This window comes from Acidovorax sp. K2F, from assembly GCF_025246485.1.
In the GTDB taxonomy this organism is placed as follows: Bacteria; Pseudomonadota; Gammaproteobacteria; order Burkholderiales; family Burkholderiaceae_C; genus Acidovorax; species Acidovorax delafieldii.
The window spans coordinates 14212-26728 of the sequence record NZ_JAOBSQ010000035.1; the positions used below are offsets into that span (position 1 = coordinate 14212).

Genomic DNA, 12517 nt, shown 5'->3' on the forward strand with positions numbered 1-12517 from the left:
TCCCAGTAGCGGTCCCCGCCTCACGCTGCTTGCACAGCCTGCCAGCGCAGGGCGCATTAGAACAAGGCATAAAAAAACCGCTGCAGCCTTGCGACTGCAGCGGTTGATATCTGGCGGAGTGGACGGGACTCGAACCCGCGACCCCCGGCGTGACAGGCCGGTATTCTAACCAACTGAACTACCACTCCTGGCAGGCAGCTTTTCGCTTGTATTTATCAACACAAGCCAAGTGCTACAAACTTGGCGACCCCACGGGGATTCGAACCCCGGTACTCACCGTGAAAGGGTGATGTCCTAGGCCTCTAGACGATGGGGTCAAAACCTTGGAACTAACCGAACTACCACTTACAAATTTGGTGGAGGTAAACGGGATCGAACCGATGACCTCTTGCATGCCATGCAAGCGCTCTCCCAGCTGAGCTATACCCCCAAACTTCTTCGACTTACGCCAAAGAAAAACCAGTGCACCCAAAAGAGCTGCAAAGGCATATGACTGGCGGAGTGGACGGGACTCGAACCCGCGACCCCCGGCGTGACAGGCCGGTATTCTAACCAACTGAACTACCACTCCTGGCAGGCAGCTTTTCGCTTGTATTTATCAACACAAGCCAAGTGCTACAAACTTGGCGACCCTACGGGGATTCGAACCCCGGTACTCACCGTGAAAGGGTGATGTCCTAGGCCTCTAGACGATAGGGTCAAAACCTTGGAACTAACCGTTATCAAGCGACGTGGTGGAGGTAAACGGGATCGAACCGATGACCTCTTGCATGCCATGCAAGCGCTCTCCCAGCTGAGCTATACCCCCACTGAATGACTTCAAACACTTTGTATTTGTTGTCATCACCTGAGCCTTGAATTATAGACAGATTTTTAGCGGTTTCGCAAACGCGCTATAACTTTTTCACGTCCGACCAGTTCCAGCACAGCATCGACCGATGGCGTGTGGGCGGTTCCGACCGTCAGGACACGCGCAGGCATCGCCAGCTGGGGCATCTTCAGACCCTGAGCCGTCAGCACCTGCTTGAACGCCGCGCTGATGGATGCCTTGTCCCACTCGCAGGCAGACAGTGCATCAGCCAGTGCGTCCAAAGCGGGCGCAATGGCGTCGGTGACATGCTGAGCGCGCTCTGCATCCACCGGAGTCACGTCGCCATAGAACACCTGCGCCCAGTTGGCAAGCACGACGGTGGTGTCGCACCGGTCTTTGAACAGCGCACAGATCCGGGGCAGACGCCCATCGGCCAGCGCCTCAGCAGAAACACCACGCGCCTGCAATTGCGGAGCAACCAGCGCGGCCAAAGCGTCATCAGCCATGGCTTTCAGGTGCTGGGCATTCACCCAGCGCAGCTTGGCTTCGTCAAACTGCGCAGCGCTTCGGCCCAGATGGTCGAGGTTGAACCACTGCAGAAACTGCTCGCGGCTGAAGATCTCATCGTCGCCGTGACTCCAGCCCAGACGCGCCAGATAGTTCACCATGGCATCGGGTAGATAGCCTTCATCGCGGTATTGCGTCACGGGCTTGGCGCCGTTGCGCTTGCTCATCTTCTCGCCCTGCTCGTTCAGCACGGTGGGCAGGTGGGCATAGACCGGAGGTTCCTTGCCCAGGGCGCGGAAGATGTTGATCTGACGCGGCGTGTTGTTCACATGGTCATCGCCTCGGATCACGTGCGTGATCGCCATGTCGATATCGTCCACCACCACGCAGAAGTTGTAGGTGGGCGTGCCATCGGGCCGTGCGATGACCAGGTCATCCAGCTCATCATTGCTGATCTCAATGCGGCCCTTGACCTTGTCGTCCCAGGCCACAACGCCGCCCTGTGGGTTCTTGAAACGCAGCACCGGCTGCACGCCTTCAGGAACGGCTGGCAAGGTCTTGCCAACTTCAGGACGCCATGTGCCGTCGTAGCGAGGCTTCTCCTTGGCAGCCATCTGCCGCTCGCGCAGGGCATCCAGCTCAGCCACGCTCATGTAGCAGGGATACACGTGACCGGCGGCCTGCAACTCTGCCAGGACCGCCTTGTAGCGATCCATGCGCTGCATCTGATAGAACGGGCCTTCGTCGTGGTTCAGACCCAACCAGGCCATGCCCTCGATGATGACGTCCACCGCCGCCTGGCTGGAGCGCTCCAGGTCGGTGTCTTCGATGCGCAAAATGAAATCCCCCCCCGTGGCACGGGCAAACGCCCAGGGATACAGCGCCGAGCGGATATTGCCCAGGTGGATGAAGCCGGTGGGAGACGGTGCAAAACGGGTGCGTATGCGGCCCGTGCTGGTGGCAGTGGTTTCAGTCATAACAATCAATGCTGGCCCTCCATGGGGCCAGTTCAAACTAGGATCAATCCGTCGGGCGCAGCCCGACCCGGCTAGGGCATCACGCGCACAACCGGGGGCACAGCATCGCGTGCGATGGTCTGCGGTGGCTGCGCAAGCCCTTGGCTACGCTTCCTGCGCATTGGGCAAAGCAAGGCGCGAGGTATCTTCCTCGCCCTCCTCTGCACCTACACGCCCCTCATTCAGGCTGGCAATCCCTTCCGCAGTGATGTCACCCGTCACGTACACGCCGTCAAAACACGACGCATCGAACCCGACAATCGCACTGTTGAGCGCACCCACCGCCCTCTTCATGCCATCTACATCCTGATAGATGAGAGCGTCGCAGCCGATGGCCTGGCGAATCTCTTCGACCGTCCGACCGTGGGCCACCAGTTCGCTGCTGGTAGGCATGTCGATGCCATACACGTTGGGGTAGCGCACGGGCGGCGCCGCGCTGGCGAGGTACACCTTGCGGGCACCCGCGTCACGCGCCATCTGCACGATCTCGCGGCTGGTCGTGCCACGCACAATAGAGTCATCCACCAGCAACACGTTGCGGCCTTTGAATTCGCTGCCAATCACATTGAGCTTCTGGCGCACCGACTTTTTGCGCACGCCCTGCCCGGGCATGATGAAGGTGCGACCCACGTAACGGTTTTTGACGAAACCTTCCCGGTACGGGACGCCGAGCAGATGAGCCAACTGGGTAGCGCTGGGGCGACTGGACTCGGGGATGGGGATGATCACATCGATCTCGTTGGGCGGCACGGTGGACACCACACGCTTGGCCAAGGCTTCACCCAGGTTCAGACGCGCCTGGTAGACCGAGATGCCGTCAAGCACCGAATCGGGCCGCGCAAGGTACACAAACTCGAAGATGCAAGGGTTGAGCTGCGGATTCTCTGCGCACTGGCTGGCGTGAACCTGTCCGTCCAGCGTGATGAAAATCGCTTCGCCCGGATTGATGTTGCGCTCGAACACATGGGAGGTGCCCTCCAGCGCCACCGACTCACTGCCCACCATCACGGTGCCGTCCTGGCTGCGGCCCATGGCCAGCGGGCGGATGCCGTGCGGGTCGCGGAAGGCCAGCAGACCGTGGCCTGCGATCAGCGCGATCACAGCATAGGAACCCTTGATGCGCTTGTGCACCGCACGCACGGCAGTGAAAACGTCCTCGGGCTGCAGAGGCACGCCCCGCGTGGCGCGTTCGAGTTCGTGCGCAAACACGTTCAGAAGGACTTCCGAATCACTTTCCGTGTTGGTGTGGCGGTGGTCCGTCTGGAACAGCTCGGTGCGCAGTTCGCGGGCGTTCGTCAGATTACCGTTGTGCACCAACACGATGCCGAACGGGGCATTGACGTAAAACGGTTGCGCCTCTTCTTCGCTGTAGGCGTTGCCGGCGGTGGGGTAACGCACCTGACCCAGCCCCACATTGCCCGGCAGAGCGCGCATGTTGCGCGTGCGAAAAACGTCGCGCACCATGCCCTTGGCCTTGTGCATGAAGAATTTGCGGCCCTGCTGGGTCACGATGCCAGCAGCATCCTGACCACGATGCTGCAAAAGCAGCAAAGCGTCATAGATCAGCTGATTGACGGGCGCAGGACTGACGACGCCGACGATTCCACACATAGTTGTATTCCATCCGTTTGCGGGAACAGCCCCGCGGTCATCCAACGGCAGCAGCTTCTGGCCGCTGCCGCTTCGATCTCACGAAGGCAGATGCCTTCCAAATTCGTCCGGCAGCGCCGGTTTCAACCCCTTGAGCACTTCGGCCAAGACCGGCGCGCCCCGCGACTCCTGCCACCACTGTGCCTCGTGCACGGGGGTGATGCCAGCCACCACGGCCACAGCAAGCAACAAAACGAGGCCGCGCAACACACCAAAGACGGCACCGAGGGTGCGGTCCGCCGGGCGCAGCCCTACAGCTTCCACCAGCTTCTTGGCCAGCCATGCCAGAAAACCACAGGCAAAAACCGAAGCCACAAACACCACGACAAAACCGGCTGCATACCGCAGCGACTCGCCCGAACCACCCATGGGCAACAAGGCCGCTGCATCGGCCGCAAACCATTGCGCCACAAAAAAAGACGCCACCCAACCCAACACCGACAGCACTTCAAACACCAGTCCGCGCCACGCACCTATCAGCATGGAGGCCAGCAACACGGCCACAAACACCCAATCCAACGCAGCCATGGACAAGCGGCAGCCTGATCAATGTTTACAGGGTCAGCACCGACGCCGACAGGTCCAGCGACTTGATGCGCGCCGCCGCCTTGTCTGCCTCTGCCCGGTTGGTGAACGGACCCACACGCACCCGGGTGCGCTTTCCGTCCTTGGTGTCCACCACCTGCGTATAGGTCTTGAGACCCGCCCGTTCCACCTTCGTGCGTGCTTCGCGGGCCTTTTCGGCATCAGCAAACGCCCCCACCTGCACGATGAAGCGCGCTTCCTCGGCACTGGCGGCGGCTGGCGCCTCGGTGCTGCGGCCTTCCAACAGGGCGCGGGCACGTGCCGAATCGTCTGCACGTGCAGGCTTGGGCTCAGGGACGGGAGAAGGTGCGGGAGCAGCAGGCGGCTTGGCCTCGTGTTTCACCTCGGGCTTTGGGGGGGCAACCGCTGAGGCTGGCGCAGGTTTGGCTGCTGCTGTACGAGCGCTAGGCACCAGTTCTTCACCGTCCGCCAAGCCATTGGCTGCGGCAGTGCGCGAAGGCGCAGGCCGCTGCGCAGCAGCCGTCGGGGCTGGCTCTGGGGTGGAGGGTGCAGCAGGCTTGGCGGCGATAGGTTCAGCCACTGGCGCAGGCACCACCAGGGGAGCCACCTTGTTGCGGTCTGGGATCTCGATGGGAATGTCCACAGGGATAGGCCGTGGCTGGGTATCAAACAGCAACGGAAACCCGATGACCCCCACCAGCACCAGCACTGCAGCGCCAATCAAACGGTGCCGGGCGCGGCGGCGCATCACTTCGATGCTCTCAGCCTGTGGTGTGCGCGGGCGCTTGGACGGCTTTTCGGCCTGTTGCTGCTCACCCTGACCGGGCCACCGGAACTTGAAAAATGCCATGGACTAAGGACTCGTGAGGCGCTCAGGCGCCCATATGTTTGGCGTGCAAGCGGGGTGTTCCATTGATCAACACCCCACCCACCGTATAGAACGAGCCAAAGACCACGATTCTATCAGCGGGGTCTGCGGCGGCCACCGCCGCCTGCAGGGCCTGCAGTGGGTCGGCATGCAAGCTGGATGCAACGTCCCGACGACCGCCCGCCACCATATGCACGGCATTCCACTTCTGCTGCAACACGGCGGCCGACTCAGCGCGCGGAGTGGGCAGATCGGTGAAATACCAACGGTCCACCAGAGGCCCGACCTTGGCCAGCATGGGCGCCAGGTCCTTGTCCGCCATGGCGCCAAACACCGCGTGGGTGACGGGGAAGAACCCCATCGCATCCAGGTTGGCCGTGAGCGCCGCCACGGAGTGCGGGTTGTGCGCCACATCCAGCACCAGGGTCGGTTGCCCCGGCACAATCTGAAAACGTCCCGGCAACTCCACCATGGCCATGCCGTTGCGCACGGCCTGGGCGGTCACCGGCAGCCGATCACGCAATGCCTCAAAAGCGGCGAGCACGCCCGAGGCGTTCACCAGCTGGTTGGCCCCCCGCAACGACGGGTAGGCCAGCCCGGCATAGCGCCGCCCCCGGCCAGCCCAGCTCCACTGCTGCTTGTCGCCCGAGAAATTGAAATCGCGCCCAAAACTCCACAAATCGGCGCCGATCTCCCGCGCGTGATCCACAACGCTCTGCGGGGCCATGGGGTCGCTCACGATGGCTGGGCGCCCCGTGCGCATGATGCCCGCCTTTTCGCGGCCAATGCTCTCGCGGTCCGGACCCAGAAATTCTGTGTGGTCGATATCGATGCTGGTGATGATGGCGCAGTCGGTGTCGATCGCGTTCGTGGCATCCAGACGCCCTCCGAGGCCGACTTCGAGAATTGCCACATCCAGCAACGCATGGCTCATCAAGCGCAGGATGGCCAGGGTGGTGAACTCAAAGTACGTGAGAGACACCTCGTTTCCGTTCTGAGTTCTGGCGCTCTCCACCGCCTCGAAATGGGGTACCAGGTCCGCCGCCGACACGATTTCGCCATGCACACGACAGCGCTCCTCAAAGTGCACCAAATGCGGTGAGGTGTACACGCCGGTGCGATAACCCGCCTGCAGCGCCACCGCTTCGAGCATGGCGCAGGTCGATCCTTTTCCGTTGGTGCCCGCCACCGTGATCACCGGGCACTCGAACCGCAGCGCCATGCGGCGGGCGACTTCGGCGACCCGATCCAGGCCCATATCAATGTTGCGGGGGTGCAGCTGCTCGCAATGGCGCAGCCAGCCTTCCAGGGTGTGGGGTTTGGTTTGCATACAGCCAGGGATTGTCGCCGAGCCAGCATTCACCCCCGCGATTTCGAGGATGATGCGCGGCATGAATACCGCCATCACCGTCTACGGCATCCCCAACTGCGATACCGTCAAAAAATCCCGCGCCTGGTTTGCAGAACAAGGGCTGGAAGTCCAGTTTCATGACTTCAAAAAGCAAGGCGTTCCCACCGAGCTGCTCCCTGGCTGGCTGAAGGCTGTGGGCTGGCAGAAGCTGGTAAATCGTCAAGGGACCACCTGGCGCAAGCTGGACGCAGCCACACAGGCATCGGTGCAGGACGACGCGAGCGCCAGTGCGCTGATGCAGCAACAAACCAGTGTGATCAAGCGCCCCGTGGTGCAGTGGCAGGACGCCCAAGGCCTGCATGTGACCGTCGGATTTGTGCCGGAGCAGTGGCCTGGCGGGCTGAATGGCGCATCCAAGGGCTGACTTGGGACGGGGAACGCGGGAAAATCGCACAAATCTTTACGCAGATTTACGGCGTCCGGGCCCCGAATTGACCTTGCGGGCCTAAACTTTTCTGCAGTCTGGTGCGTTATGTACCGACCCGAAAGGAGTTTCTCCATGAAAAAGATCGTCATTTTTTCTGCCCTGGCAGCCGTCGCCGTCGTGGCCAGCGCTCAGGAACAAGGCCGTGTGCTGTCTGCCACGCCCATCATTCAGCAGGTCGGCGTTCCGCAGCAGGTGTGTGGCAACGAGACCGTCTACAACGGCAACCGCACGACGGGCGCCGGCGCTGTGATTGGCGCGATTGCCGGGGGCGCTGTGGGCAATACCATCGGCAAGGGCAGCGGTCGCGCAGCAGCCACCGCCATCGGGGTGCTGGGTGGCGCCGTAGTAGGCAACCAGATCGAGGGCAACGGCCAGCCGCAATACCAGAACGTGCAGCGTTGCTCCACCGAGACGTACTACGAAAACCGTACCGTAGGCTACAACGTGGTGTATGAATACGCAGGCCGCCAGTACACCACCCGCACCCAGAACGACCCAGGCCGCTGGATCCCGGTGAACGTGCAGCCCGCTGGCCAGACCTATTCCACACAACCCGACCCGTATGCGGCTCAGGGTGTTTACAGCCAACCGGGTGTGGTGACCTCCACCTACCCCGTGCAGCCGGTGTACCAGGCTCCCCCCACCTATGTGACGCCCCCGGTGACGGTGATTGAATACGGCTACGACAGCGGCCGCCCCTACTACCCGCACCACCGCAACCCTTACTGGCGTTGAAGGCTGGCAGCATAGCCTCACAAGCCAGTGAACAAAGAGCCCTGCGGGGCTCTTTTTCTTGATGCAAGCGGCGGCGGGCATGGGTTTCGTTGGTTCGCACAGCCCAATGCGTCAGCACCCTGCCCTAAAATCGCGGGTTTCCTCCATTCCTACCCGCGCATCCATGACCACCGAAAAAATCGACGGCGTGTCCGTCACCACCCAGGCCAATGTGTACTTTGACGGCAAGTGCGTGAGCCACGGCATCACCTTCCCGGACGGCACGAAGAAGTCGGTGGGCGTGGTGCTGCCCGCAACGCTCACGTTCAACACCGGCGCCCCTGAAATCATGGAATGCGTGGCGGGCTCGTGCGAATACAAGCTGGCTGGTACCGACGCATGGGTGAAATCGTCCGCAGGCGAGAAGTTCAGCGTGCCCGGCAATTCCAAGTTCGACATCCGCGTGACCGAGGCCTACCACTACATCTGCCATTTCGGCTGAGATGTTCGGGCTGAAATTTGATTGATTTTGGCCTCTAGCGCTAGTCCACAATGCGCTGGCAGCTATCATTTTTGAAGAAGACTCCATGGCAACCATCCTCCAGAACCTCCCCCTCGGCCAAAAGGTCGGCATCGCCTTCTCCGGCGGCCTGGACACCAGCGCCGCACTGCACTGGATGAAGCTCAAGGGCGCCGTGCCCTACGCCTACACCGCCAACCTGGGTCAGCCCGACGAGCCCGACTACGACGCCATCCCCCGCAAGGCCATGGAATACGGCGCCGAGAAGGCCCGCCTGGTGGACTGCCGCACGCAACTGGCCCACGAAGGCATTGCCGCCCTGCAGGCTGGCGCCTTCCACATCAGCACCGGCGGCCTGACCTACTTCAACACCACCCCCCTGGGTCGCGCCGTGACCGGCACCATGCTGGTGGCCGCGATGAAGGAGGACGACGTCAACATCTGGGGCGACGGATCGACCTTCAAGGGCAACGACATCGAGCGCTTCTACCGCTACGGCCTGCTGACCAACCCCTCGCTCAAGATCTACAAGCCGTGGCTGGACCAACTGTTCATCGACGAGCTGGGCGGCCGCGCCGAAATGTCGGCGTTCATGACGCAGGCCGGCTTTGGCTACAAGATGAGCGCCGAGAAGGCCTACAGCACCGACAGCAACATGCTGGGCGCCACCCACGAGGCCAAGGACCTGGAGTTCCTGTCCAGCGGCATCCGCATCGTCAACCCCATCATGGGTGTGGCGTTCTGGAAGCCCGAGGTCGAAGTGAAGGCCGAGGAAGTGTCCGTGACCTTTAATGAAGGCCAGCCCGTGGCGCTGAACGGCAAGGAGTTCAACGACCCCGTCGAGCTGATCCTTGAAGCCAACCGCATCGGCGGCCGCCATGGCCTGGGCATGAGCGACCAGATCGAAAACCGCATCATCGAAGCCAAGAGCCGCGGCATCTACGAAGCCCCCGGCCTGGCGCTGCTGCACATCGCCTACGAGCGCCTGGTGACTGGCATCCACAACGAAGACACCATCGAGCAGTACCGCATGAATGGCCTGAAGCTGGGCCGCCTGCTGTACCAGGGCCGCTGGTTCGACCCCCAGGCCATCATGCTGCGCGAAACCGCCCAGCGCTGGGTGGCCCGCGCCGTGACCGGCACCGTGACGCTGGAACTGCGCCGTGGCAACGACTATTCGCTGCTGAATACCGAGTCGCCCAACCTGACCTACGCCCCCGAGCGCCTGTCGATGGAAAAGGTGGAAGACGCGCCGTTCAGCCCGCTGGACCGCATTGGCCAGCTGACCATGCGCAACCTGGACATCTCGGACACGCGCGGCAAGCTGGGCGTGTACTCGCGCGCGGGCCTGTTGTCCCTGGGAGGCAATGCCGCCCTGGCCCAGCTGGACAACGACCGCAAGTAAGGCAGCACTCGCCCCATGGGCCCCAAGCCTCCCCGGTTGCCACCGGAAGCTGCTTGGCGGCTCATTGGGAGCAAAAATGGCTGGTAGCGCTAGTGCAATTTGCCTCTCCAGCTATCAATAGATGAGCAAAAGCCACCCTTGGGGTGGCTTTTTCATTGGGGTCTCGTACCAGGCGCGACACCGGCTCTTTCGAGGCGCAGCGGTCGCCTCAGACTTCGCGCTACACCACCACCGGCTCGGGCTCCAGCCGGATGCCAAAGCGCTCGTACACACTCGTCTGGATGGCCTTGGCCAGGGTCATGACCTCGCCCCCTGTCACGCTGTCAGCGCCCTGCCCCCGGTTGACCAGCACGAGGGCCTGCTTCTCGTACACCCCGGCCTTGCCGATGGATTTGCCTTTCCAGCCGCAGGCATCGATCAGCCAGCCCGCCGCCAGCTTGATGCTGCCGTCGGGCATGGGGTAGTGCACGATCTTGGGCTCGCGGGCGATGATGTCGGCGCACTGGTCGGGCGACACGGTGGGGTTCTTGAAGAAGCTGCCCGCGTTGCCCACCACGGCAGGGTCGGGTAGTTTCGCGCGGCGAATGTCGCAGACCCAGTCAAAAATTTGCTGGGCACTGGGGTGTTCCACCCCCGCCTCGGCGCGGCGGCGCTCCAGGTCCAGGTAGCCCAGTACCGGCTTCCAGGGCTTGGGCAGTCGAAAGCGCACATGGGTGATCACCGCCCGGCCTGCCAGACCCATGCCGCGCGGCAGCCCGCTGCCATCCTGCGCTTCGGAAGGTGCATGCTTGAAAACGGAATCACGGTAGCCAAAACCGCATTGCGCAGCATCCAGGCTGAACGACTGGCCCGTAGCCAGGTCGATGGCGTCGAGCGACTCAAAACGGTCCTGCAGCTCCACGCCATACGCGCCAATGTTCTGCACGGGCGATGCCCCCACCGTGCCCGGGATCAGGGCCAGGTTCTCCAACCCGGGATAGCCGTGCGCCAGCGTCCAGGCCACGGCGTCGTGCCAGACTTCGCCAGCACCCGCCTCCACGATCCAGGCCTTGGGCGTTTCATCCACCAGGCGCAGGCCCTTGATTTCCATCTTGAGCACGACGGACTTCACGTCACCGGTCAGGATGATGTTGCTGCCGCCGCCCAGCACAAATTTCGGTGCGGGCGCGAGCTGGGGGGCTGCCAGCACAGCCCGCAGATCGTCCACCGAATGCACTCGCACCAGGGTTTGGGCGCGCGCGGCAATGCCGAAGGTGTTGCAGGGCTGTAAAGGGGCGTTTTTCTCGACTACCATTGGCCCGATTGTCGCACCCGGCCTTTTGGCTCCCTGCGATCCGCCCCCATATCTGCACCTGTTTTCCCCGAGATAGAGACCCACCATGCCATCTTTTGACACCGTCTGCGAAGCCAATCTGGTTGAAGTGAAAAACGCCGTCGAGAACACCGCCAAGGAAATCGCCACCCGTTTCGACTTCAAGGGCACCTCTGCCAGCATCGAGATCAAGGACAAGGACATCACGCTGATCGGCGATGCTGATTTCCAGCTCACCCAGATTGAAGATGTTCTGCGCAACAAGCTCACCAAACGCAGCGTGGATGTGCGTTTTCTGGACATGGGCGATGTGCAGAAAATGGGCGGCGACAAGGTCAAGCAGGTCATCAAGGTGCGCAACGGCATCGAGAGCGAGCTGGCCAAGAAGATCCAGAAGCTGCTCAAGGAAAGCAAGCTCAAGGTGCAAGGCGCTATTCAGGAAGACAAGGTGCGCGTGACTGGTGCCAAGCGCGACGACCTGCAGGCCGCCATGGCCTTGATCCGCAAGGATGTGACGGACGTGCCGCTGTCGTTCGACAACTTCCGCGACTGATATGAAGCGACACCCCGCTGAGGTCCTGCGGGCCCTCCCCCCGCTCTCGCAGCGCGGAGCGCTGCAGGCAGGGGGACGCCGCCAGCGCGGCGGGGCGGTCCTTGCGCGGCTGCTCTCACCAGGGCTGCGCCGGTATCAGCGCCTCCTCGCCCTGTGCATCGGGTTGCTGCTGGGCCCCACCTGGGCGCATGCGCAGGCTGTGGCGCTGGCGGGTGTACTGGGCAGCAAGGCGCTGATCGTGGTGAATGCCAACCCGCCCAAGGCGGTGGGCGCTGGGGATGAGTTCCAGGGGGTGAAAGTCATCGCCGTCGCCAAGGACGAAGCCACCGTGGAGATCCAGGGCGCACGGCGCACACTGCGACTGGGCGAGGCGCCCGTGAGCGTGGGCGGACGCAGTGGCAGCGGCAAACGCATTTTGCTGGTGGCAGATGGCAGAGGCCATTTTGTGAACAGCGGCACCATCAACGGGCAGGTGATGCAGTACATGGTGGACACCGGGGCCTCCACCGTCGCCATCGGGCGGCCGGATGCAGAGCGTATGGGCCTCAACTACCAAAGCGGCCAGCCGGTGCGCGTGAACACTGCCAATGGCGTCGCCCAGGGCTGGCGCATGAAGCTCGACTCCATCCGCATCGGCGACGTCGAGGTCTTTGGGGTAGAGGCCATCATCACCTCGCAGCCCATGCCCTATGTGCTGCTGGGCAACAGCTTCCTGAACGAGTTCCAGATGACCCGCACCAACGACCAGATGGTGCTCGAAAAGCGCCACTGACGCCT

Annotated in this window: 12 protein-coding genes and 6 tRNA genes; 6 read left to right on the forward strand and 12 right to left on the reverse strand. The window is 62.5% G+C overall.

What is annotated here, in order from left to right; translation table 11 throughout:
* Nucleotides 1–111: 111 nt before the first annotated feature.
* The 11 genes from N4G42_RS12500 to folC form a co-directional block, all read right to left on the reverse strand.
* Nucleotides 112–188 (reverse strand) — tRNA-Asp (locus N4G42_RS12500).
* A gap of 53 nt (nt 189–241) precedes the next feature.
* A tRNA-Glu gene (locus tag N4G42_RS12505) sits at nt 242–317 on the reverse strand.
* A gap of 37 nt (nt 318–354) precedes the next feature.
* Nucleotides 355–430, reverse strand: a tRNA-Ala gene (locus N4G42_RS12510).
* 64 nt (nt 431–494) lie between these two features.
* Nucleotides 495–571 (reverse strand) — tRNA-Asp (locus N4G42_RS12515).
* A gap of 53 nt (nt 572–624) precedes the next feature.
* Nucleotides 625–700: transfer RNA gene (locus N4G42_RS12520), tRNA-Glu, on the reverse strand.
* A gap of 32 nt (nt 701–732) precedes the next feature.
* A tRNA-Ala gene (locus N4G42_RS12525) sits at nt 733–808 on the reverse strand.
* A 65-nt stretch (nt 809–873) separates the two neighbouring features.
* Nucleotides 874–2295, reverse strand: a complete 1422-nt coding sequence (gltX, locus tag N4G42_RS12530) for a glutamate--tRNA ligase (RefSeq protein WP_260667385.1) — start codon at nt 2293–2295, stop codon at nt 874–876.
* 144 nt (nt 2296–2439) lie between these two features.
* Nucleotides 2440–3945: an amidophosphoribosyltransferase gene (gene purF / locus N4G42_RS12535; RefSeq protein WP_056746391.1), complete on the reverse strand. Its 1506-nt coding sequence runs from the start codon at nt 3943–3945 to the stop codon at nt 2440–2442.
* Nucleotides 3946–4023: 78 nt separating this feature from the next.
* Nucleotides 4024–4512: a CvpA family protein gene (locus N4G42_RS12540; protein WP_121942709.1), complete on the reverse strand. Its 489-nt coding sequence runs from the start codon at nt 4510–4512 to the stop codon at nt 4024–4026.
* 25 nt (nt 4513–4537) lie between these two features.
* A complete protein-coding gene (locus tag N4G42_RS12545) occupies nt 4538–5380 on the reverse strand; it encodes an SPOR domain-containing protein (RefSeq protein WP_260667386.1) in 843 nt (280 codons plus the stop codon).
* Nucleotides 5381–5402: 22 nt separating this feature from the next.
* Entirely contained in the window at nt 5403–6728 is a 1326-nt protein-coding gene (gene folC / locus N4G42_RS12550) for a bifunctional tetrahydrofolate synthase/dihydrofolate synthase (protein ID WP_260667387.1), read from the reverse strand.
* A 61-nt stretch (nt 6729–6789) separates the two neighbouring features.
* Between folC and N4G42_RS12555 the strand changes: the two genes are divergently transcribed.
* The 4 genes from N4G42_RS12555 (at nt 6790) to argG (ending at nt 9875) form a co-directional block, all read left to right on the forward strand.
* Complete coding sequence (locus N4G42_RS12555) at nt 6790–7173, forward strand: arsenate reductase (RefSeq protein ID WP_260667388.1); 384 nt, start codon at nt 6790–6792, stop codon at nt 7171–7173.
* A 135-nt stretch (nt 7174–7308) separates the two neighbouring features.
* Nucleotides 7309–7971, forward strand: a complete 663-nt coding sequence (locus tag N4G42_RS12560) for a glycine zipper 2TM domain-containing protein (protein WP_056063736.1) — start codon at nt 7309–7311, stop codon at nt 7969–7971.
* A gap of 163 nt (nt 7972–8134) precedes the next feature.
* On the forward strand, nt 8135–8452 hold the full coding sequence (locus N4G42_RS12565) for a pyrimidine/purine nucleoside phosphorylase (RefSeq protein ID WP_015014470.1): 318 nt from the start codon (nt 8135–8137) through the stop codon (nt 8450–8452).
* Between the two features lie 85 nt (nt 8453–8537).
* Nucleotides 8538–9875: an argininosuccinate synthase gene (gene argG, locus N4G42_RS12570; RefSeq protein WP_056063739.1), complete on the forward strand. Its 1338-nt coding sequence runs from the start codon at nt 8538–8540 to the stop codon at nt 9873–9875.
* A gap of 220 nt (nt 9876–10095) precedes the next feature.
* Here argG and murB read toward each other — a convergent pair whose 3' ends face one another.
* A complete protein-coding gene (gene murB, locus N4G42_RS12575) occupies nt 10096–11169 on the reverse strand; it encodes a UDP-N-acetylmuramate dehydrogenase (RefSeq protein WP_260667389.1) in 1074 nt (357 codons plus the stop codon).
* Between the two features lie 85 nt (nt 11170–11254).
* On the opposite strand from murB, the gene N4G42_RS12580 reads away from it, so the two are divergent.
* On the forward strand, nt 11255–11740 hold the full coding sequence (locus tag N4G42_RS12580; RefSeq protein WP_056063745.1) for a YajQ family cyclic di-GMP-binding protein: 486 nt from the start codon (nt 11255–11257) through the stop codon (nt 11738–11740).
* 1 nt (nt 11741) lies between these two features.
* A complete protein-coding gene (locus N4G42_RS12585; RefSeq protein WP_260667390.1) occupies nt 11742–12512 on the forward strand; it encodes a TIGR02281 family clan AA aspartic protease in 771 nt (256 codons plus the stop codon).
* Nucleotides 12513–12517: the final 5 nt, after the last annotated feature.